This is a genomic window from Bradyrhizobium sp. ORS 285, assembly GCF_900176205.1.
Taxonomy (GTDB): Bacteria; Pseudomonadota; Alphaproteobacteria; order Rhizobiales; family Xanthobacteraceae; genus Bradyrhizobium.
Genome location: NZ_LT859959.1, coordinates 4,629,281 through 4,651,540 on the forward strand (window position 1 = coordinate 4,629,281; position 22,260 = coordinate 4,651,540).

At 65.6% G+C, this 22,260-nt stretch carries 17 protein-coding genes; 10 read left to right on the forward strand and 7 right to left on the reverse strand.

Features of this window, described 5'->3' with window-relative positions; all coding sequences use genetic code 11:
* Window positions 1-238: 238 nt before the first annotated feature.
* Window positions 239-1,828 carry a DNA polymerase Y family protein gene (locus BRAD285_RS20940; RefSeq protein ID WP_006613875.1) on the reverse strand — a complete coding sequence of 530 codons (1,590 nt, stop codon included), beginning with the start codon at window positions 1,826-1,828 and terminating at the stop codon, window positions 239-241.
* On the reverse strand, window positions 1,728-2,516 hold the full coding sequence (locus BRAD285_RS20945; protein WP_006613874.1) for an ImuA family protein: 789 nt from the start codon (window positions 2,514-2,516) through the stop codon (window positions 1,728-1,730). The genes BRAD285_RS20940 and BRAD285_RS20945 overlap by 101 nt, the downstream gene beginning before the upstream one ends.
* A gap of 183 nt (window positions 2,517-2,699) precedes the next feature.
* Between BRAD285_RS20945 and BRAD285_RS20950 the strand changes: the two genes are divergently transcribed.
* Both BRAD285_RS20950 and BRAD285_RS20955 read left to right on the forward strand, forming a co-directional pair.
* Window positions 2,700-3,938 (forward strand): putative DNA modification/repair radical SAM protein, encoded by a 1,239-nt coding sequence (locus BRAD285_RS20950; protein WP_006613873.1) that lies wholly within the window; start codon window positions 2,700-2,702, stop codon window positions 3,936-3,938.
* Between the two features lie 105 nt (window positions 3,939-4,043).
* A complete protein-coding gene (locus BRAD285_RS20955; RefSeq protein WP_006613872.1) occupies window positions 4,044-5,528 on the forward strand; it encodes a UdgX family uracil-DNA binding protein in 1,485 nt (494 codons plus the stop codon).
* 69 nt (window positions 5,529-5,597) lie between these two features.
* Here the strand turns inward: BRAD285_RS20955 and BRAD285_RS20960 are convergent, their stop codons facing one another.
* Window positions 5,598-6,767 (reverse strand): M20 aminoacylase family protein, encoded by a 1,170-nt coding sequence (locus BRAD285_RS20960; protein WP_006613871.1) that lies wholly within the window; start codon window positions 6,765-6,767, stop codon window positions 5,598-5,600.
* Window positions 6,768-6,955: 188 nt separating this feature from the next.
* Here BRAD285_RS20960 and BRAD285_RS20965 point away from each other — a divergent pair, with 188 nt between their 5' ends.
* Window positions 6,956-8,575, forward strand: coding sequence for a GMC family oxidoreductase (locus BRAD285_RS20965; protein WP_006613870.1), 1,620 nt, complete (start codon window positions 6,956-6,958; stop codon window positions 8,573-8,575).
* A gap of 373 nt (window positions 8,576-8,948) precedes the next feature.
* Here BRAD285_RS20965 and BRAD285_RS20970 read toward each other — a convergent pair whose 3' ends face one another.
* Window positions 8,949-10,121, reverse strand: a complete 1,173-nt coding sequence (locus BRAD285_RS20970; RefSeq protein WP_006613869.1) for an acyltransferase — start codon at window positions 10,119-10,121, stop codon at window positions 8,949-8,951.
* Between the two features lie 215 nt (window positions 10,122-10,336).
* On the opposite strand from BRAD285_RS20970, the gene BRAD285_RS20975 reads away from it, so the two are divergent.
* From BRAD285_RS20975 to BRAD285_RS20990, 4 genes are all read left to right on the forward strand, one after another.
* Window positions 10,337-11,281: a metallophosphoesterase gene (locus BRAD285_RS20975; protein ID WP_006613868.1), complete on the forward strand. Its 945-nt coding sequence runs from the start codon at window positions 10,337-10,339 to the stop codon at window positions 11,279-11,281.
* Between the two features lie 11 nt (window positions 11,282-11,292).
* Window positions 11,293-11,619 carry a cupredoxin family copper-binding protein gene (locus tag BRAD285_RS20980; RefSeq protein ID WP_006613867.1) on the forward strand — a complete coding sequence of 109 codons (327 nt, stop codon included), beginning with the start codon at window positions 11,293-11,295 and terminating at the stop codon, window positions 11,617-11,619.
* Window positions 11,620-11,716: 97 nt separating this feature from the next.
* Window positions 11,717-12,268 (forward strand): sigma-70 family RNA polymerase sigma factor, encoded by a 552-nt coding sequence (locus BRAD285_RS20985; RefSeq protein WP_006613866.1) that lies wholly within the window; start codon window positions 11,717-11,719, stop codon window positions 12,266-12,268.
* Entirely contained in the window at window positions 12,268-13,044 is a 777-nt protein-coding gene (locus BRAD285_RS20990) for an anti-sigma factor (protein ID WP_006613865.1), read from the forward strand. The genes BRAD285_RS20985 and BRAD285_RS20990 overlap by 1 nt, the downstream gene beginning before the upstream one ends.
* Before the next feature lie 385 nt (window positions 13,045-13,429).
* Here BRAD285_RS20990 and hpnO read toward each other — a convergent pair whose 3' ends face one another.
* Complete coding sequence (gene hpnO / locus BRAD285_RS20995) at window positions 13,430-14,821, reverse strand: aminobacteriohopanetriol synthase HpnO (RefSeq protein ID WP_006613864.1); 1,392 nt, start codon at window positions 14,819-14,821, stop codon at window positions 13,430-13,432.
* 101 nt (window positions 14,822-14,922) lie between these two features.
* Between hpnO and BRAD285_RS21000 the strand changes: the two genes are divergently transcribed.
* Window positions 14,923-15,552 carry a DUF2147 domain-containing protein gene (locus BRAD285_RS21000; RefSeq protein ID WP_006613863.1) on the forward strand — a complete coding sequence of 210 codons (630 nt, stop codon included), beginning with the start codon at window positions 14,923-14,925 and terminating at the stop codon, window positions 15,550-15,552.
* Window positions 15,553-15,625: 73 nt separating this feature from the next.
* Here the strand turns inward: BRAD285_RS21000 and BRAD285_RS21005 are convergent, their stop codons facing one another.
* The gene (locus BRAD285_RS21005; protein ID WP_006613862.1) at window positions 15,626-18,214 is read right to left on the reverse strand and encodes an MMPL family transporter; all 2,589 of its coding nucleotides are present in this window, start codon (window positions 18,212-18,214) and stop codon (window positions 15,626-15,628) included.
* A 479-nt stretch (window positions 18,215-18,693) separates the two neighbouring features.
* Here BRAD285_RS21005 and ispH point away from each other — a divergent pair, with 479 nt between their 5' ends.
* Together ispH and hpnH are read left to right on the forward strand one after the other, a co-directional pair.
* On the forward strand, window positions 18,694-19,620 hold the full coding sequence (gene ispH, locus BRAD285_RS21010; protein WP_035647839.1) for a 4-hydroxy-3-methylbut-2-enyl diphosphate reductase: 927 nt from the start codon (window positions 18,694-18,696) through the stop codon (window positions 19,618-19,620).
* A gap of 34 nt (window positions 19,621-19,654) precedes the next feature.
* Entirely contained in the window at window positions 19,655-20,803 is a 1,149-nt protein-coding gene (gene hpnH, locus BRAD285_RS21015; protein ID WP_006613860.1) for an adenosyl-hopene transferase HpnH, read from the forward strand.
* A gap of 251 nt (window positions 20,804-21,054) precedes the next feature.
* Here the strand turns inward: hpnH and BRAD285_RS21020 are convergent, their stop codons facing one another.
* Window positions 21,055-21,819, reverse strand: coding sequence for a phosphorylase (locus BRAD285_RS21020; RefSeq protein ID WP_371507209.1), 765 nt, complete (start codon window positions 21,817-21,819; stop codon window positions 21,055-21,057).
* Between the last annotated feature and the right edge of the window lie 441 nt (window positions 21,820-22,260).

Here is a 22,260-nt window from a genome sequence, read left to right on the forward strand (position 1 = left end):
TTCCCTGGAGGGGGAGGGTCGACGCGCGCAGAGCGCGCGGCGGGGTGGGGTGAGCCCAGCAATCGGTCGTCATCGCGTCGACTAATCGTAACGACAAGCGTCTCCGCTCCGGCGAAAATCAGCACCGCAAACGCGGATGGTCTGTCACCCCACCCCGGCTCGCATGCGCGCATGCGAGCCGACCCTCCCCCTCCAGGGGAGGGTGAGCAGCGCGCTTGCCGTGCGATCGCCCTGCCTCTCATGCGAATAGTCCGTGCATGTACCAGAGGGGCTGAACCGGCGGGCCGTTCTCCGGCTGCTCCAATTCACGGTCGTACAGGCCATCGCGGTAGAGCCAGAAGCGCAGGCCGTGTTCGTCTTCGACACGGAAATAGTCGCGCGTCAGGCCCTGGCCGTCGGGGCGCCACCATTCCATGGCGATGCGCTCGGGGCCCTCGGCGCGCACCACCGCATGCGCGGCGCGGCGCCAGACGAAGCGCGCGGGCGGGCCGTCGGGGATGCCGGCGATGACCTGGATGGCCTCGGGGCGTGCGAACAGACGCAAGGGGCGCAGCGGCGGCTCGCCGTCGTGGCGTTCGGGCCAGTTGGCGGTGCTTGTGGCCGCGAGATTGTGCTGCGCCGGCAATGGCAGCGCCGCGCGTTCGGGGAGATGGGTATCGACCGGCAGGTGCACAACGACACGCTTCCCACCGATGCGCGCGGCGATGCGGTCGATCAAGGCCGACAGTTCGTCATTGTCGTGGACATGGGCGTCGAGATCGCGCTGCTGCTGCACCACGATCTCGCTGCGGCCGGCGGCGAGGCGGATCATGTCGAATCCGAAGCCGGGATCGAGCGGGTCGTTCAGCGCTTCCAGCCGCTCGCGGAAAAGCCGGTCGATGACGGCGGCGTCCGTCACAGGCTGGCCGGTGTCGACCGCGATGACGCGCACCAGCCCGTCGGTGCGGAAGAAGCAGGCCTCCAGCCGCCGCGCGCCCTTGCCCTGCTGGGCCATCGCCGCCACCAGCATCGTGGCGAGACTGGAGAGGCTCGCCGCGATCACCGTGTCGGTCGCCACCGGCTCGGCGAAGCGCTTGTCGACGATGTAGTCCGGCGGCACTTTGCGCGGACTGATCGGCGCATCGGCTTCGCCCAGCGCCTGGGCCAGCACGCGGGTGAAGGCGGCGCCGAAGCGGGCGGTGATCTCGTTGCGACCGCGCGAGGCGACGTCGCCGATGGTCTTGAGGCCGGCGCGGCGCAGGCCGAGCGTGATCGCGTCGCTGCCGCCGAGCGCAGCCACCGGCAGCGACGCGACCGCCGCCGCCTCTTCGCCATCCGGCACGATGCGGCCGTGAACCTGCCGGTTCAGCGTGCGCGCGCACACCGCGTTGGAAGCGATCGCCGCCGACACAGTGAGGCCGTGCGCGGTCAGCGCATCGCACACCGACTGCATCAGCTTCGCCTCGCCGCCGAACAGATGCACGCAGCCGGTGATGTCGAGCGACAGCCCCTGCGGTGGATCGAGCGCCACCAGCGGCGTGAAGCGGTCGCACCAGTCGGCGATGCTCTCCAGCAGCTTGGCATCGGCGGCGAGATCGGCCTCATGCGCGACGAGATCGGGACAGACCGCGCGGGCATTCGCCAAGGGCTGGCCGAGCGATACGCCGTGACGCGCGGCCGCCTCGTCGAGCGAATGGATCAGCAGCGCATTGGCGTCCTTGATGACGACGACCTGCGGCTTGCCTTGCTCAAGCGGATCGGCGCTGCGGCTCCGCTTGATGCGCTCGATGGGCAGGCGCGGCAGCCACAGGCTGAGGATCCGCCGCCGGTTCGCTGAAACGGCACGCATCGGGCATCCACTCCATGATCCATTGTCCGGTCTGGCCGTGACGGTTGCGAATGAGCTCGGCATCGAGGCGCGGTGCGCCCCACGCCATCCATGGCGCCACCACAGGCGACGGCGCGGTGCGCACCATCCAGCGCGTCTCCGCGGTCGAGGGCTCCGGCGTCGCGGCGACGCGCAACAGCAGCGCGGTCACGCCGGACTCCTGCGCCGCCAGGGTCAGCTTGCGGCTGGCGACGAGATCGAGCTTTGGCGTCTCGCCCCACACCTCCAGCATCACACCGCCCAGCGCATCGCAGGCGAGCGCATCGGCGGCGGTGCGCAAAGCGTGATCCAGATCGGGCGCGCGCACGACCACGAGGCGGCGCGGATCGAGGCCGAGCTCGGCGAGCCCGCTCATCGACAGCGCGCCGGCCTCGCGTTCGGCAAAGTCCTGCCGGATCCAGATCAGCGGCCGGCGCGCGGCGACACGCGCCGCCAGGCCGCACACGAAACCGGTCGCGGCCGCCGCCTGGCGGCCGCCTTCCGCGAACACCTCGTGCAGCGCGCCGGTGGCGAGCCCGCCCTGCAGCACCGCGTCCGCCTCGTCATGGCCGAGCGCGACTCGGCGCAGATCATGCGCGCCATCGGCCGCTTCGAGACGGGCAATGCGGCCGCGCAGACGCGCGAGCGTATCCATGCGTGCGCCGGTCATCCGTCGCCGCTCCTTTCATCCATCGTGCGGGTGCTGCCGTTCTCTTTGTGAACGCAGGCAATGAACCCGCGACGATCTCCTTTGTTCATGATACGTTCTAATATAAAGCTAACGCGTCAAAGAGAGTCAATCGGGATTGACCCGGTCCGGATTCAACGAGTGGAATCAAAGGGATTCAAAAGCATGGAGCTGCTGCGCAAACTGGAGATCCTGGCCGATGCCGCCAAGTACGACGCGTCCTGCGCCTCCAGCGGTACGGAGATGCGGGATTCCCGTGACGGCAAGGGCCTCGGCTCGACGTCGCCGGGCATGGGCATCTGCCACTCCTATGCGCCGGACGGACGCTGCATCTCGCTGCTCAAGATTTTGCTCACCAACGCCTGCAACTTCGACTGCCTGTATTGCGTCAACCGCGCCTCCTCCAACGTGCCGCGCGCGCGATTCATGGTCGACGAGGTGGTGAAGCTCACGATCGACTTCTATCGCCGCAACTACATCGAGGGACTGTTTCTGTCGTCGGGCATCATCCGCAGCCCGGACTACACGATGGAGCAGGTCGTCAGCGTCGCGCGCAAATTGCGCGAGGAGCATCGCTTCCGCGGCTACATCCATCTGAAGACGATTCCGGAAGCCGACGAGGCGCTGATCGCGGAGGCCGGCAAATATGCCGACCGGCTCAGCATCAACATCGAGACGCCGCTCGAGGACAGCCTCACCAAGCTGGCGCCGGAGAAGGACCAGCGCGCGATCCGCCGCACCATGGGGCGCCTGCGGCTCAAGCTCGACGAGACGGCGGAGGCGAAGAAGACGGTGCGCCGCGCCAGGCCGCCGCGGTTCGCGCCGGCCGGCCAGAGCACGCAGATGATCGTCGGCGCCGATGCCGCCAACGACCGCACGATCCTGTCGACCTCCGCCAATCTCTACGGCGCCTACAAGCTCAAGCGGGTCTATTACTCGGCTTTCAGCCCGATTCCTGACGCGAGCCGCGCGCTGCCGCTGCAGGCCCCGCCGCTCGTGCGCGAGCACCGGCTGTATCAGGCCGACTGGCTGATGCGGTTCTACGGCTTCGATGCGGAGGAGATCGTCGAGGAGAACGAAGGCATGCTGCCGCTCGACATCGACCCCAAGCTCGCCTGGGCACTGCGCCACCGCGACCGCTTCCCGCTCGACATCAACAAAGCCAGCCGCGAGGAACTGCTGCGCGTGCCCGGCTTCGGCGCCCGCACCGTGCAGCGCATCCTCGCCACCCGACGCACCACGACGATCCGCTTCGCGGATCTGGCCCAGCTCAATGTGATCCGGAACAAGGCGCTGCCGTTCATCGTTTTGTCAGACCACCGGCCGTCGCCGTCTTTGCTGGACGGCGCCAGCCTCAGGGCCCGGCTGCGGCCGAAACCGCAGCAGCTGGGATTTGGATTCTAGCCACGTCGTCATTGCGAGGGGCGAAGCCCCGAAGCAATCCAGGGGCGACACGACGACTCTGGATTGCTTCGTCGCTGCGCTCCTCGCAATGACGTGAGGAGACAAATGCACGTCGTAACCCTCGACAGCGACACCGATTTCGACGGCTGGCGCAAGGCGGCGCGGGCGCTGGCGATGAACGATGTCAGGGCCGCCGATGTGAGCTGGCGGGTGAAGGGCGCCGCGGCTGATCTGTTCGACGATCAGTCGGAGACACGGCTGCCCGACGTCCCCAAGGGCGCCTTCTCCGTGCCCACGAGCTTCATGGAGCTGGCCGAGAGCGCGATCCTGCACAGCGATCCCAACCGCTTCGCCCTGCTCTACCGGCTGCTGTGGCGTCTGCGCACCAACCACGACCTGATGGACATTGCGACCGATCCCGATGTCGCGCAGGCCAATGCGCTGGCCCGCGCCGTCCGCCGCGACGTCCACAAGATGCACGCCTTCGTTCGCTTCCGCGAGGTCGGTAGGGAGCGCGAGGCGCGCTACGTCGCCTGGTTCGAGCCCGAGCATCACATCGTCGAGCGCGCCGCTCCCTTCTTCGCCCGCCGCTTCGCCGACATGCCCTGGTCGATCCTGACGCCGGAGCTCTGCGCCCATTGGGACGGCAGCCGCGTGTCGTTCACGCCCGGTGTGAGCAAGGCTGAAGCGCCGACTGAAGACCGGCTCGAAGAGGTGTGGCTGCGCTATTACGCCAGCATTTTCAATCCGGCACGGCTGAAAGTGAAGGCGATGGAGAAGGAGATGCCAAAGAAATATTGGCAGAACCTGCCCGAGGCGAAGCTGATCCAGCCGCTGATCGCGGAAGCCAGCCGGCGCACATCGGTGATGATCGCCGATGAAGGCACCGAACCGCACAAGCCGCAGAAACGCGTCGAGGAGACCGCGATGACCCGCAAGCCGAAGGCCCACGCGCCTGCCGCTGCTCACACCTCACGTGATGTCGAGGCGACCGATCTTCAGACCTTGCGTGAAGAGGCCGCCGCCTGCCGCGCCTGCCCGCTGTGGAAGGACGCCACCCAGACAGTCTTTGGCGAAGGCCCGGAGCATGCGCCCCTGATGCTGGTCGGCGAGCAGCCCGGCGACAAGGAGGACCTCGCCGGCCACCCCTTCGTCGGCCCGGCCGGCCAGATGCTCGACCGCGCGTTGGACGAGGCCGGCATCGACCGGACCAAGGTCTACGTCACCAACGCGGTGAAGCACTTCAAGTTCGTGCCGCGCGGCAAGATCAGGCTGCACCAGAAGCCGGCGACGCCGGAGATCAAGGCCTGCCGGCAATGGTACGAGCGCGAGCTCGCCGCCGTCCGGCCTGCTCTGGTGGTGGCGATGGGCGCAACCGCCGCGCAGGCGGTGTTCGGCAAGATCACCCAGGTCACCAAGAACCGCGGCCACATCGTCGACCTGCCCGAGGGGTCCAAGGCGATGATCACCGTGCACCCGTCCTATCTGCTCCGCCTGCCCGATGCCGACGCCAAGGCGCGGGAATATGAGCTGTTCGTGAAAGATCTGAAGATCGCCGCCGCCGCTCTCAAGCGCGCGCACGCGGCCTGACACTGCGGCGAAAAACGCAAATGGCCGGGTCGGGCCCGGCCATTCGAGGAGAGCGTTACTGGCCGAAGCTCACGCCGCCAGCGTGTTCTCCACCACCTTGATGAAGAACGAGGTGCCGTAGACGATCGCCTCGTCGTTGAAGTTGTAGGCGGGGTGATGCAGGCCGGCCGAGTCGCCATTGCCAACGAAGATGAAGGCGCCGGGACGGGCTTCGAGCATGTAGGCAAAGTCCTCGCCGCCCATCATCGGCGGCATCTCGTGGACGTTGGCGTCGCCCGCGACCTCCTTGGCGGCACGGATCGCGATCTCGGTCTGCTCGGCGTGATTGACCACGACGGGATAGCCGCGGGTGTAGGCCAGGTCGATCTTGGCGCCGGTCATCTGGGCGACGCCGGACACGACCTCGCGCACGCGCTTCTCCATCAGCTCGCGGACCTTCGGCGTCAGCGTGCGCACGGTGCCGCGCAGCACCGCGCTCTGCGGGATCACGTTGCGGGCATTGCCGGCGTGGAACTCGCAGATCGACAGCACCGCCGCCTCCAGCGGATCGACGTTGCGCGCCACGACCTGCTGCAAGGCCGTGACGAGCTGGGCGCCGACCATCAGCGAGTCGATGCAGTTGTGCGGCTTGGCGGCATGGCCACCATGGCCCTCGATCGTGATGTCGACCGAGTCGGTCGAGGCCATCAGCGGCCCCTGGCGGATCGCGAAGGCGCCGACCGGCAGGCCCGGGCCGTTGTGCATGCCGTACACCTGGTCGATCTTGAAGCGGTCGATCAGGCCGTCCTTGATCATCGCGTCGGCGCCGCCGCCGCCCTCCTCGGCCGGCTGGAAGATCACGGCGACCTCGCCGGCGAAGTTGCGGGTCTCGGCGAGATAGCGCGCGGCGCCCAGCAGCATCGCGGTGTGGCCGTCATGGCCGCAGGCATGCATCATGCCCGGGGTCTTGGAGGCATAAGGCAGGCCGGTGATCTCCTCGATCGGCAGCGCATCCATGTCGGCGCGCAGGCCGAGCACCTTCACGTCGCCATTGCCAGGCTTGCGGCCCTTGATGACGCCGACCACGCCGGTCTTGCCGAGACCCGTCACCACCTCGTCGCAGCCGAACTCGCGCAGGCGATCGGCGACGAAGGCCGCGGTCCGGTGCACCTCGTAGAGCAGCTCGGGGTGCGAATGGATGTCACGCCTCCAGGCCTGGATATCGGGCTGCAGATCGGCGACGCGGTTGACGATGGGCATGGGGGACTCTCGTAGCTCCAGAAAGGGTCGTTGAGCCGTTCTAGCATGCAAAAGTCGCACCGCCCAAGATCTAGCCAGATCCGGGCTGCGGCTCGTTCATGGCTCGGTCAACCAGCCATGAACGAGGCGCTTGTCCCGAGCGCTGCCCGCTGACTAAAAGCCTCCCAAAGATTGGGAAGGGAATGCCGATGGGACGCCAGCTCGAGGGGGAATACGACTACATCGTGGTGGGCGCCGGCACCGCCGGCTGCATCCTCGCCAACCGGCTGTCGGCCGATCCGAAGAACCGCGTGCTGATTCTCGAGGCCGGCGGCCGCGACAATTGGATCTGGTTCCATATTCCGGTCGGCTACCTCTTCGCGATCGGCAATCCCCGCTCCGACTGGATGTTTCGCACCGAGGCCGAGCCGGGCCTCAACGGCCGTTCGCTGGCCTATCCCCGCGGCAAGGTGATCGGCGGCTGCTCGGCGATCAACGCCATGATCTCGATGCGTGGCCAGGCGGCCGACTACGACCATTGGCGCCAGCTTGGCCTCTCCGGCTGGTCCTATTCCGACGTGCTACCGGTGTTCCGGCGGCTGGAGGACCATTTTCTCGGCGAGAGCGAGCACCATGGCGTGGGCGGCGGCTGGCGGATCGAGGCGCCGCGGCTGTCCTGGGCCGTGCTGGATGCCGTCGGCGACGCCGCCGAGCAGATGGGCATCCGCCGCATCCCGGATTTCAATACCGGCAACAATGAGGGCATCAGCTATTTCCACGTCAACCAGAAGCGCGGCCGGCGCTGGTCGTCGGCGCGCGGCTTCCTCAAGCCGGCGCTGAACCGGCAAAACCTCCGGCTGGAGACCAACGTCCATGTCGATCGGCTGATCGTCGAGAACGGCCGCGCGGTCGGCGTCCGCTTCCAGCAGGACGGCGAGACCATCGAGGCGCGGACCAAGGGCGAGGTGATCCTCAGCGCCGGCTCGATCGGCTCAGTGCAGGTGCTGCAGCGCTCGGGCATCGGCCCGGCCGAGTGGCTCGGCGAGCTCGGCATCGATGTCACCATCGACAAGCCGGGCGTGGGACGCAATCTGCAGGATCATCTGCAACAGCGCGCGATCTACAAGGTTTCAGGCGTGAAGACGCTGAACGAGACCTACTACTCGCTGGTCAAGCGCGGCCTGATGGGTCTCGACTACGCGGTCCGCCGCCGCGGACCGCTGACCATGGCGCCGTCGCAGCTCGGCATCTTCACGCGCTCGGATCCAAGGCGCGATCGCGCCAACATCCAGTTTCACGTGCAGCCGCTGTCGCTCGACAAGTTCGGCGATCCGCTGCATCGCTTCCCCGCGATTACGGTGAGCGCCTGCAACCTGCGCCCGACCTCGCGCGGCACGGTGCGGATTCGCTCAGCGAAGATCGACGAGGCGCCGTCGATCGCGCCGAACTATCTGGCGACCGAGGACGACCGCCAGGTAGCCGCCGACGCCATCCGCGTCACGCGGCGGCTGATGAAGCAAAGTGCGTTGGCAGCCTACAGGCCGGAGGAATATCTCCCCGGCCCTGCGGTCGGCGACGATGACGCGGCGCTGGCCAAGGCGGCCGGCGACATCGGCACCACGATCTTCCACCCGGTCGGCACGGCGAAGATGGGCACGGCTGATGATCGGATGGCGGTGGTCGACGAACGGCTGCGCTTCCGCGGCCTCGCGGGCCTGCGCATCGCCGACGCCTCGATCATGCCGACGATCACCTCGGGCAATACCAACACGCCGACGGCAATGATCGCGGAAAAGGCGGCGTCGATGATCCTGGAGGATGGACGGTGAGCAGCTCCATGCCGCCCGCCTGTAGCGAGCGGCATGACGCGAGATCGAACTCCTGACGCTGCACGCGATGGGCTGTACGCTTACGCCGCGCGAACCGAGGGAAGTTCTATCGGCCCAAGCTGACACTTCTCTGACAACGCGCGGCGATAGGACGCGATGCCGGATAGCGGGAATAACGTCCGCACCGTCATCCGCCTGTCGTCACTTCATGCCGCGAAAACGTAGGGTGGGCAAAGCGACGCCGAAAGGCGGCGCGTGCCCACCGTCTTGCGGCAGACTCCGCGGCAAGATGGTGGGCACGGCGCGCGCGAGTTCATCGCGAACAGCCGACATCACGGCGCGCCTTTGCCCACCCTACAGATCATCGCACGACCTAGATGATCCGCGCCACCAGCGGCACTCGCCGCAGCAGTGCCGCCGCTCCCCAGCTCACCGCCAGCGTCCCCACCAGCACGATCGCGAATTTCACCGCGGCTGGCCATGCCGGATCGAACACCAGATATTGCAGCCAGAGCAGCGGCAGGAAGTGCAGCAGATAGATGCCGTAGGCCGACGGTTGCATGCGGTCCATCAGCGCCAGCGGCGCACGCGCCCAGCGCAGGAAGAAGGTCGGCACGCCGAATGCCATCGAGGCGCAGAAGCTCGCGACGGCGCTGCCATAGGCCGCGCGCCACCACAGCGGCGGGGACTCGAAATCGGCGATCCAGTTGTGATGCGCGTAGGCGAGCAACAGGATCATGCCGTAGCAGCCATAGGACAGACCGAACCAGATCGCCCAGGGCTGCACCAGCGCGCTCTCCTGCGCGAATGGTCCACTGCGCAAGCCCGCTGCGCCGATCGCGATGCCGGCGATGAAGAACGCCGGATAGAGCAGCGCGCGGCTCGCCTGCAGTGGCAGCGGGAAGTGCCCGGGCATGAACCACAGCCCGTCGCCGAAGCCGAGATGCGGCGGCAGATAGGCCGCGTTGGCGATGACGAGGAAGACGAGAAAGCCTGTGAGCGGAGCACGCAGCAAATTGCCGGCCCAACGTCCGAGCACATCGATCAGCTGTGGCGCGAACGCCCAGGCGAGCGCGGCTACGAAATCGAAGATCAAGAGCACGCCGAGAAACCAGGCCGAGCCCGATGGCCACGGACCTTCGCTGATCATCCGCCACCACACCGTCGTGAACTGGTCCTCCGCCACGTAGTAGCGATAGTAGGCGATCGGCATGATCACGAAGATCGAGACGATGTAGGGCACTCCGAGTCGCAACGCGCGGCGGCCGAGATAGCCGGACGCGCCCCTGCGCTCCAGGCTCGCCGGCACGAACAGGCCGGAAATGAAGAACATGCAGGACATGAAGTAGCTGTCGTTGAACAGCGCGACGAGGTCGAAGCCGAGCCAGTGCATGCGGTCGCCGCCCTGGCCGAAATAGGTGTAGTTGATCGCGGAATGATAAAGCACGACCGAGAGCGTGATGAAGGTGCGGGCGCGGTCGAGCGCCGCGACCCGGCCGCCGGCCGCCTCGGTTCGCGGCGGAGTTGGATTTACGCGCTCATGCATCAACGTCGGATCCAGGGATCAGCCATGCCATGAGGTTCTTTATACCGTGCAGACTCCAGAACGGATGACATCCTGCTTGAACAATCCGCGCCTTGCCGCCGGGCCGCGCGATCACGAACGCGTCAATGCCGAGCCGGATGTGAGACGCCGGGAATAAACCCGCCGCGAAACCGCTCTCCTCACCCGCAAGCCCATGAGGGCCACGGGAGAGAACGATGAGCTTCGACAATCATGATGACGGCGGTCACAGCCGCCGCAAGGTTCTGGAATGCATGACGTGGGCCGGCACCGGCGTGCTCTGGACGCTGACCGGCGGCGTGCCGCGCTCGCTCGGCCTCGTCGACGCCGCGCGCGCGGCCGAGCAGAAGGTCTCCGGCCTCACCTTCCTGCAGATCAGCGACAGCCATGTCGGCTTCGACAAGCCGGCCAATCCCAATGCGATCGGCACGCTGGAGGAAGCCGTCAACCGGATCAAGGCGATGCCGGTGAAGCCGGCCTTCATGATCCATACCGGCGACATCTCGCACCTGTCGAAGGCGGCCGAGTTCGACGATGCCGACCGCATCATCTCGCAGACGCGGCTCGACGTCCACTACGTACCCGGCGAGCATGATTTCCTCGACGAGGACGTCAAGCTCTATAAGGAGCGCTACGGCAAGGGGACGCGAGGCGCCGGCTGGTATTCGTTCGACGCAGGCGGCGTGCACTTCATCGGCCTCGTCAACGTCGTCGATCTCAAGGCCGGCGGCCTCGGCAATCTCTGCGCCGAGCAGCTCGCCTGGCTTGAGCAGGATCTCAAGGGCCGCTCCAAATCGACGCCGGTCGTCGTGTTCGCGCATATCCCGCTGTGGACGGTGTATCCGCAATGGGGCTGGGGCACCGAGGACGGTGGGCGCGCGCTCGACATGCTCAAGGGCTTCGGCTCGGTCACGGTGCTGAACGGCCACATCCATCAGGTGATGCAGAAGGTCGAGGGCAACGTCACCTTCCACACCGCGCGCTCGACCGCGTTCCCACAGCCGGCGCCGGGCACCGCGCCCTCGCCCGGCCCGATGAAGGTCGAGGATGCCAGGCTGCGCAGCCTGCTCGGCATCGCCAGCATCGACTTCAAGCTCGGCAACGAGCGCCTCGCCATCATCGACACGCCGCTGGCGGGCTGAGGATCGATCGCATGACCCTGTCAGCATTGTTGCGGCGAAGCGCTCGCCTCGCCCTCGGCGCCGCCGTGCTCGGCCTCGCGCCGCTGCACGCCGAGACCATCAAGGTGACGATCGACAACTTCACCTTCGCACCGGCGCAAGTCACGGTGAAGGTCGGCGACACCGTGACCTGGACCAATCACGACGACATTCCACATACGGTGGTGTCGGCCGGCAAATACAGGTCGAAGACGCTCGACACGGACGACAGCTTCTCATTCACCTTCACGTCCAGCGGCGACTACAAATACTTCTGTTCGCTGCATCCGCACATGACAGGGATGGTCAAGGTTGAGTAGCCTCACGAACCAGGGCATGAGAACAGCGTCATGGCCGGACCGGCAGCGAGCCGCCGCTCCGGCCGTGATGCGGCGCCCCGAACCGGAAAGGATGCCGGTGAGCACATCGCCTGATGATCCTGAGCAGGCGCGACGCTTCCGCGAGGCGGCGCTGCCCTATCTCGACGACGTCTACACGCTGGCACGCTATCTGCTGCGCAACCCGGCCGACGCCGAGGACGCCGTGCAGGAATGTTATCTGCGGGCGCTGAAGCACTTCCACACCTATCGCGGCCCCGCGATGAAGCCGTGGCTGTTCGCGATCCTGCGCAATGTCTGCCATGCCGAGTTTGCGAGGCGCGCCGTCGCGTCGGTCAAGACGCTCGACGATGCGCTAGAGGCTGCCGAACAGGCGCCGATCTGGCAGGAGAACGCCGAGACGCCGGAAGGCGCCGTGCTGCGCGAGCGCGACGCGTCTGCCATCCAGCAGATGATCGCCACGTTGGCCGAGCCGTTTCGCGAGACCTTCGTGCTGCGCGAGATCAACAATTTGTCCTATCGCGAGATTGCGGAGGCCGCCGGCGTGCCGGTCGGTACCGTGATGTCCCGCCTCGCCCGCGCCCGCGCCATGCTGCGCGCCGCCTGGCTCGCGCAGGAGGAGCCACGATGATGACCTGCGACGAAGCGGAGATCCTGATCCACGCACTGGCTGACGGCGAGCTCGACGCCGGCCACGCACGCGAGGTCGAGGCCCATGTGACGAGCTGCCCGCGCTGTGCCGCCGAGCTCGCAGCGCTCAGGCAGATGAAGCAGGCGCTGGCGAGCACCGACTTGAGCTTCAAGGCACCCGCCGCCCTGCGCCAGCGCATCGAGGCTGCGCTGCCGGCGGTGCAGCCGTCGAACGTGACGCCGCTCGTTGCCGCGCCGAGCCGTCGCTCGTTGCTGAGGGGCTTCGCTATGGGTTCAGCCGTGTCGGCACTCGCTGCCACCGGCCTCGTCGCGATCGTGCTGCGCAATGACGACCAGCAGCGCATCGAGGCGGAGATGGTCTCGGCACATCTGCGCTCGCTGCAGGCCGGCCATTTGACCGACGTGATCTCGACCGATCAGCACACCGTAAAGCCCTGGTTCAACGGAAAGCTCGACGTCGCGCCGCCGGTGATCGATCTGACCGCCGAGGGATTCACCCTGATCGGTGGCCGGCTCGACTACGTCGACGCGCGCGCCATCGGCGCGGTGGTCTATCGCCGCCGCCAGCACGTGATCAATCTGTTCGTCGCGCAGACGTCCTCGACCGAGCGCCGCGCACCGCGGCTGGACACGCTGCAAGGCTTCAACATCCGCTCGTGGCGCGACCGCGGGCTGAGCTACTGGGCCGTGAGCGACATCAATGTCGAGGAGCTCAACGAGTTCGGCCAGCGCTTCGAGCGCGCGATGGGTGGGTGAATAGAAAAGGATGGGCAGTATCGAGACAACTCGTCGTCGAGACGCACTAAGCGTGAAGGAGACGATCAAACGCGGTGTCAGTGAATGCGCCCTCTCCCCTTGCGGGGAGGGCATGTAGGACGGTTCAGCAAGCTCGGTTAGGTGAGGGGTATGTTTCCACACGCGTCGCTCGCGGAGAGATACCCCTCACCTCATCGAGAACTTGGATGAGCCGGCGATGCCCTCTCCCGCAAGGGGAGAGGGCGCTGCATCGAGCAGCGCAAACCCGGCCGGCTATCAGCTGTTGTCGCTGAGGATGGGCGAAGCGAAGCGTGCCCAGGGCAACGAGAGATCAGACGGTGGGCACGGCGCTTGGCGCCTTTGCCCACCCTCCATATTCACCGGCTCACGCCGATTTGCGGATCGCGTTGTCGACCAGGGTCTTGCCGAGCGACCAGATCGCGCCGGGGACCTTGTGGCTCTGGGCGATGACGTCGTCGAAGGCGCGTTCGATCCAGCTGCAGTCTTCTTCGGTGATGGTCAGCGGCGGCAGCAGCTTGATGGTGTGGAGGCCGTGGCCGGCGACCTGGGTCAGGATCTTGTGATCTTTGAACAGCGGCACCGTGATGAGCTGGCAGAACAGGCCCTTGTTGGCGCTCTCCAGCATGGTCCAGGAGGCCTTCAGACGCAGCGATTTCGGCGGGCCGAACTCGACGCCAATCATCAGGCCCTTGCCGCGGACTTCCTTGAGCAGCTCGTAGCCTGGCACCATCCGCGTCAGCGCCAGACGCAGCTCGGCGCCGCGCTTGGCGGCGGCCTCGACCAGCTTCTCCGCCTTCATCACCTCGAGGGTCGCGATACCAGCGGCCATCGCGAGGTCGTTCTTGGCGAAGGTCGAGCCGTGCACGACGGCACGATCCATGCGGTTGAAGATCTTGTCGAAGATCGCCTTGCGCGTGAGCAGCGCGCCCACCGGGACGTGACCACCCGACAGCGCCTTCGACAGCAGCACCATGTCGGGTTCGACGTTCCAATGTTCCACGGCGAGGAACCGCCCCGTGCGGCCCATGCCGGTCTGGATCTCGTCGGCGATGAAGATCGTTCCGTACTTCTTGCAGAGCGCGGCGGCGCCCGGCAGGAACTCGTCGGAGGGCATGTTGACGCCCTTGCCCTGGATCGGCTCGACGATGAACGCTGCAATTTCGCGTGATGAGAGCGCCTGCTCGAGCGCGGCGAGGTCGTTGAACGGGATGGCGGTGCATCCCGGCAGCAGCGGCTCGAAGCCGGTGCGGAAGTTCGAATCATCCGTCAGCGACAGCGCGCCGTAGGTGAGGCCGTGATAGGAATGCCCGCAATAGACGATGCCCGGCCGTCCCGTGGCACCCCGCGCAAATTTGATCGCCGCCTCGACGGTCTCTGCGCCGGAGTTCGCGAAGAACACCTTGTCCAGATACGGGACATATTCCAGCAGCCGCTCGGCCAGAACGCCCGCGAGCGTGGAGACGTCGAGCTGAACGAGGTTCGGCAAATCGCTGTCGAGAACGCTTTTCAGCGCATCTCGCAGGGTCGGATGATTGCGCCCGATTGCAAAGACGCCAAAACCGCTGAGTAGATCGAGGTAACGGGCGCCATCGCGATCGTAGAGATACTGCCCTTGTCCCTTTTGGAACCCGACATCGTATCCAATCGTCTTCAGGACGCGGACCAATTGCTCGTTCAGATGCCGAGAATGCATGGTGCTGCGCTGCGCCTGGCGCTCCACAAACATCTCGGAAACGTCTATATTGGGCTTTAGCATCGGCTACATACTTCGGTTGATGGACGTGACGTCAACTGAAAACGCGCAATGCGGCGTTTTGCCCTCATTCGCACCATCAAAGCAAGCACGGGTTTCTGCCAATGTTGCATCGCATTAGATCTCTCATGTCGACAACGATAGCATACTCCGCAGTGGTGTTCGCCGCAGGAATTTCTTCTGCGTTCGCGGCCGACCCCACCGGCGACTGGCGGGTGGCTGACGGGGTTGCGAACATCCGAGTCGCACAATGCAATGGCAGCATGTGGGGCGTGGTGGCCTGGGAGAAGACCCCGGGCGGGCGTGACGTCAACAATCCCGATCCGGCCCGGCAGAGCCGGCCGACTTTGGGCATGCCGATCCTGATCGACATGAAGAAGAAGCCCGGCGCTGAGGCCTGGGAAGGCCAAGTCTACAACGCCAAGGACGGCAAGCTGTACGCCTCGACGATCACGCCGACCGATCCGGATCACCTGGAAATCCAGGGCTGTGTGCTCGGATTCCTCTGCGGCGGCGAGACCTGGACACGTGTTGGTCCTCCGATCCCGTCGAGCCCTGTCAACAGCATGGCCAAAGGTACGCAAAAACCAATCGCGCCGGCCCCTGCTCCCGCGCACAAGACTACGACGACCGGCGTCGGTACTGGTGCCATGGTTGCGGCTAAGCCGGCGGGCAAGCCCGCCGACCAGGTCGGCGACATCTGCCTGCTGCCGGAGGTCGCGCGCCCACACTGACGCGTCCCGCCAACCCAACAAAAAAGCGGCCGATTTGCATCGGCCGCTTTTTTCTTGTTGCGAATAGTTCGCCTTATTCATGCACCTCGCGGGGCTTGCCCATCAGCGCCGGCTGGAACAGCAGCACCGCGGCCAAGGTCGTCACCAGCGACAGCGCCAGCAGCTTGCCCATGCTGGAGGTTCCGGGATGGCTCGACAGCCAAAGGCTGCCGAACGCCGTCGCCGTGGTCAGTGCGCTGAAGAAGATCGCGCGGGTCAGGCTGGTCTGCAGCAGGTCGGTCCGGCCGCCGCGCCACGCCACCACGTAGTAGATCTTGAACGCCACACCGATGCCGAGCAGCAGCGGCAGGGCGACGATGTTGGCAAAGTTCAGCGGCAGCTTGATCAGCACGCAGATCTCGAGCGTGACGGCACCGGCAACCAACAGCGGCACCAAGGTCATCAGCACGTCGGAGAAACGCTTCAACGTGACCCACAGCAGCAGGCTGATCACGACCAGCGAGTAGATGCCGGCGTGGATGAACGCCTTCACGATCGTGTCACCCGACTTCAGGATCGACACCGGACCGCCGATTGCGTTGGGCTCGGCGCTCAGCACGGCATTGGCGAACCGCCGGAGATTGTCGTTGTCGTTCGGATCGCCCTTCGGCTGCGCCTCCACCCGAATCAGTCCGTCTTTGCTCTTCCACTGAGACACCAGCTCGGGCGGCAGGTTGGCGAGCGTCACCGGCTGCGCCTGCAGGGCGGCGCCGAGCTGCGTCAACGTGATCTTCCAGGGCTCGACAAACACGTCCTGCGCCTTGTTGCGCACGGCCTCGCTGGCGCCGGCCAACTTGGCGAGTGCGTCGGCCAGACGCCGTGATGCAACGGCGCCGGGACCCTTGCCGTCGCCGGCGGTGCGGCGGAGATTGTCGACGGTCGAGTTCAGCGCGTCGACATTCTCCTTGTCGGTCGGCGCCGCGTCGATCTGATCCGGATTGAGCGCGGGCCCGAGCACCTTCGCGCCCTGCGCGATCAGCTTCAGCTTGGTCTGCTGGTCCTCAGGCACGAAGCTGTCGAGCGACATCACGCGCGCCACCTCCGGCAGCTTCTCGAGCTTGGCCTCGATCGCCTTCGCCTCGGCCTCCGAACGCGTCAGCACGTCGATGGCATTGGCGCCGGTGTTCGGATCCTTGCGCAGGTCCAGATAGGTCGCAATCGATTCGGCGTGCGGGTTGCGCAGGTTCATCGGGTTGAAGTCGAACTTCATGTAGTAGAGCAGCGGCAGGCCGGCGATGACCAGGCCGAGCGTCCCGACGATGATCGGCACGCGGTGCTTTTCCAGGAAGTGGTCGACCGGCGCCAGGAAGGCGTAGCCGACCGGCTCCTTCTCGCCGGGCGGATTGAGGATCTTGAGCAGCGCCGGCAGCACGGTGATCGACGACAGGAAGGCGATGATCATGCCGGCGCCGGCGATCGCGCCGAGCTCGGAGATGCCCTTGTAGTCGGTCGGCAGGAAGCACAGGAAACCGGCAGCGGTGGCCATCGCCGCGAGCGACAGCGGCACCGCCGAGCGCCGCGCCGCTTCCGCGAGCGCCTCCGGCAGATTGTCGTTCTTGAACCGCTCGGAGCGATAGCGGACGCTGAACTGGATACCGAAATCGACGCCGAGGCCGATGAACAGAACCGCGAAGGCGACCGACAGCAGATTCAACGAGCCGACCATCATCAGGCCCACGGCCGTGGTGAGGGCGAGGCCGATGAACAGGTTGATGAACACGGCCGAGATGATCTTGGCCGAATGCAGAGCGAGCCACAGAATGATCAGCACGACGACCACGGTGCCGATGCCGTTGACCACCGCGCCCTCCTGCACGGTGGCGTATTCCTCGTTCGCGATCGGCACCGGCCCGGTCAGCCTGACGCGCGCGTGAAAGCGGTTCGGGAAATCGAGCTCGGCGGCCGCCTGGCGGATCGCGTCGGTGGCAGCCTTGCCCGGCTCCAGGGCCTGATAGTCGAGGATCGGCTTGAATTGGATGAAGGCGCGCTTGTCGCTGTCGGCGAGCGGCTTGTCGGAGATCAGCTGGCGCCAGGAGAAGGTGGCGTCGCCCTTGTCGAGCACGGTCTCGACGGTCTGCGAGATGTAGTCGAACGGCCGCGCGGTATTGTCGAGCTGAACCTGGCCGCGCTTGACGCCGGCAAGGCCGGTCTCCAGCGCGCCGGTCAGGCCGCGGATCGAGGGATCGCCAGCCATGATCTCGACCAGCGGCGCGGCCGCGGCGAACTGCTCGGTCAGCTGCTTGACCTGATCGGTCGGCAGGAACAGCAGGCCGTTCTTGGCAAAGAACTCGCCGCCGCCGAGCAGCTCGACCGAGGAGAAATTCGCGGTGTCGCCCTTCAGCTTCTTGGCGAGCGCGTCCGCTGCCACGCCGGTCAGCTCCGGCGTCGCCGCCTCGACGACGCCCAGGATCATGCGGTCACGATCGAACGCCTGCTCGTATTGCTGGTCGCGCTTGCGCCAGTCGAGATCGGGGGAGATCAGCTTGTTGATGTCGGTATTGATGGAGAAATGGCGGGCCGTGTAGACCCCCGCTCCCACCGACAAGAGCAGGCCCACAATCAATGTCGGCCACGCAAACCGGGTGCAGGCCCTGACGATCGAGACGACAAACGTTGTCAGCACTTCGTGACTTTCTAAGGTTTAAAGAGCTGGGCGGAAACGTCCGCTTCATGGCGGAGTTCCCAGGCCAGCGCCAAGCTCGGAGCATGCCCCGGCCGGGTCTGGCCCAGCCTTCGGAGACGAGGTTGGTCCCTGGACGGCGGATCAGGTGGAACGATGCACGGAACCGTCGGGGCGGCTGATATAGCGGCTGTTCTCGGCGGTAAAGTGACGAACGAGTGAGATCATAAGCTACTCAATTGATTGAATTAATCTATAATTACTTAATTACCTCCAGCCGGATTCCGGCTGTGTGCGCGCGATCACATGCGAGCGAGTTGCAAACCGGCTTTCCTATCTGCTCGATTTTTGACACAAAGCCCTGCGCTTCCATGCTCATCGGCGGGCAAAATGGGGCAATCGCTTGGTGCGGATATTGCAAACCCATCGCACGCACGGAGGTGGCAGGTCGAAAGTGAGGCAACGTGGCTGACGGACGTCCCTTGCAGGTGTATCTCGCGCAACCGCGCGGGTTTTGTGCTGGCGTGGTGCGCGCGATCGAGATCGTCGAGCGCGCGCTGGAGAAGTATGGCCGGCCCGTCTATGTGCGCCACGAGATCGTGCACAACAAGCACGTGGTCGAAAGCCTGAAGGCCAAGGGCGCCGTTTTCGTCGAAGACCTCTCCGAAGTGCCGCCGCGCGCCGTGACCGTGTTCAGCGCCCATGGCGTGGCGCGGACAGTGGAGGAAGAGGCCGCCGCGCGCGACCTGCCGGTGCTCAACGCAACCTGTCCGCTGGTGACCAAGGTCCACAACCAAGGCAAGCGCTATGTGTCGAAGGGCCGGACCCTGGTGCTGATCGGCCATGCCGGCCATCCCGAGGTCGAGGGAACCATGGGGCAGGTTCCCGGGCCGGTCTATCTGGTCCAGAATACCGCCGATGTGGCCGCCCTGCCCCTGCCCGTCGACACGCCGATGGCCTATATCACCCAGACCACGCTCAGCGTGGACGACACCAAGGACATCATTTCGGCCCTTCAGGCCCGGTTTACAGACCTTCAAGGTCCCGATATCCGGGATATCTGCTATGCGACACAAAACCGGCAATCTGCGGTAAGGGACTTAAGCAAGCTGGTGGACGTTATCCTCGTGGTAGGCGCCGCCAACAGCTCCAACTCGAACAGGCTGCGCGAAATCGGCACCGAGGCCGGCGTCGACAGCTATCTGATCGCAGATGGCAGCGAGCTCAACCCGGATTGGCTGAAGCATGCCAAGGCCGTCGGCATCACTGCCGGCGCCTCGGCTCCGGAAGTGCTCGTCGACGACGTCATTGAAGCCCTGCGGCGCATCGGACCGGTCGAGGTCGCGGTGGTCCCGGGGCGGGAAGAAAACATCGAATTCCGCCTGCCGGCCGAGTTGGTCGCGGGCTGATCGGTCCTCGTTTGGTCCAGAAAGAAGAGACGTAATGGCAATCCCCTTCCATAAGGAACTGCGTATCGGGGCCTATCTGATGAAGCAGAAGCTTCTCGGCCGGAAACGCTATCCGCTCGTGCTGATGCTGGAGCCGCTGTTCCGCTGCAACCTGGCCTGCGCCGGCTGCGGCAAGATCGATTATCCTGATGCGATCCTCAACCGCCGCATGAGCGCGCAGGAGTGCTGGGACGCTGCTGACGAGTGCGGCGCGCCGATGGTCGCGATCCCGGGCGGCGAGCCGCTGATCCACAAGGAGATCGGCGAGATCGTGCGCGGTCTGGTCGAACGCAAGAAGTTCGTCTCGCTCTGCACCAACGCGCTGCTGCTGGAGAAGAAGCTCGATCTGTTCGAGCCGTCGCCCTATCTGTTCTTCTCCGTGCATCTCGACGGCCTGCGCGACCACCACGACAAGGCGGTGTCGCAGAAGGGCGTGTTCGACCGCGCCGTCTCCGCGATCAAGGCAGCCAAGGCGCGCGGCTTCACGGTCAACGTCAACGCCACGGTGTTCGACGGCCACCCGGCCGAGGAGATCGCGAAGTTCCTGGACTTCACCACCGAGCTCGGCGTCGGCGTCACCATGTCGCCCGGCTATGCCTATGAGCGCGCGCCGGACCAGGAGCACTTCCTGAACCGCACCAAGACCAAGCAGCTGTTCCGCGACGTCTTCAAGCTCGGCAAGGGCAAGAAGTGGAATTTCATGCATTCGGGCCTGTTCCTCGACTTCCTCGCCGGCAACCAGGAATTCGAGTGCACGCCCTGGGGCATGCCCGCCCGCAACATCTTCGGCTGGCAGAAGCCCTGCTATCTGCTCGGCGAAGGCTATACCAAGACCTTCAAGGAGCTGATGGAGACCACCGACTGGGACTCCTACGGCACCGGCAAGTACGAGAAGTGCGCCGACTGCATGGCGCATTGCGGCTACGAGGCCACCGCCGCCAACGCGGCGCTGAGCAACCCGATCAAGGCGATGGCGGTGTCGCTGCGCGGCATCAAGACCGAGGGCCCGATGGCGCCGGAGATCGACCTCTCCAAGCAGCGCCCGGCGCAATACGTGTTCTCCTCCGAGGTGCAGAAGCGTCTGTCGGAGATCCGCAAGGACGAGGCCATCGAAGCGCAGCAGAAGGCCTCGACCGCGGCCTGATCCGCTGACAATCAAGAAAACAGCAAAAAGGCCGCCGAGCAATCGGCGGCCTTTTTCGTTTTCGCCTGTCCCCACGTCGTCATGGCCGGGCCTGTCCCGGCCATCCACGTCGTTCGGCACACTGAGAACGACGTGGATGCCCGGGACAAGCCCGGGCATGACGGAGTAACTAATTAACAGAAGCGTTAGTCGCGACAGCGCGCATATCAATGCGCAATAGGTCCTGCCGCTTTTAGAAGCTCGACGCGGCCTCACGCCTCGGCGGCGGCCAGCGTCTCGGTCTCGAGGAAATGCTCGGCGGCGAGCACGCCGCTCAGCAGAAGGTCGCGGGCGCCGCGGAGTGAGCGGAGAGCGCGGTTGAACTCGATGCCCGTCGACACCAGCCCACCCAGCACGGTCGGATTGCGGGCGACGCCGCGCAGGATCATCGGCAGGTCGATGTCGCCGTTCGGCTTGATCGCGTCCTTGGCCAGCGACGGCAGCGTGCGGTGGGCCGGATCGGAGATGACGCGCAGCGCCGCGAACGGCAGACCGTATTCGGCGGCATAGGCGGCTGCGATGTGGCTCTCCATGTCGACGGCGGCAGCGCCGGTCTTCATGCGCAGCGCAGCCTTGCGGGCCTTCGCCACCACCACTTCTTCGGCGCCTGCGAGCACGCCGCGGACCACGCGGCGCTTCTTCAGCGCGGCGCGGGCAATATGTTCTTCACGAAGGGACAGGCCTGAGAGCCAGCGCGCGTCGCCGGCCGTGACCTCGGTCGCGACGACGATGTCGCCGGCCTTGAGGCTCGGATCGAGACCGCCGGCGACGCCGAAGCTCACCACGCCGCGGATCGATGTCGGGTCGAACACCGTGAGCAGCGAGCGCAATTGCTTGGGATCGCTCGAGCTGCAGATCACCATCATGCCGGGCCCCGCAGCGATGCGAGCCTCCTGCACAAGTCCCGTCACGACCAAGACCGGCCGCGGATCAATCGGGCGATCCGTGGACGTTTCGTCCCCCATCCCCAACTTCACAATCCGACCCCTGACACCTTCTCGGACGTCGCGAAATCCGACGTCTCCGTCTCTTGTTTCAAAGCCTTAAGCCGCGGCGGCGCCAGAGCGGAAAGACCTTAACAAACCGAGGATTACGCAGAAAAAATCCGCGAGGAAACCCCGTTTGCGCCGCACTGCACCGGCACGTGATGCCTTTTTTACCCGGTGTTGCCATTTAGTCCCGCCGGCGCCTGTTCCATGCTGGAACAGAAGCGACGCAGCATCACCGCTGTTGGAACTTTAAGCAAAAACTGCGCCACGAAGATGTGAGACTCGCGTCATCGCCAGTCTCGCGCAAACAATCGGTGTCGTCCCGGACAAGACCGGCAACGCGCAGCGTTGGCGGGCGCCGATCCGGGATCCATACGCCGTGAAGCCCGTTGGTTGAACCCGCTCGACCGGCATCGCATGCGAACCACA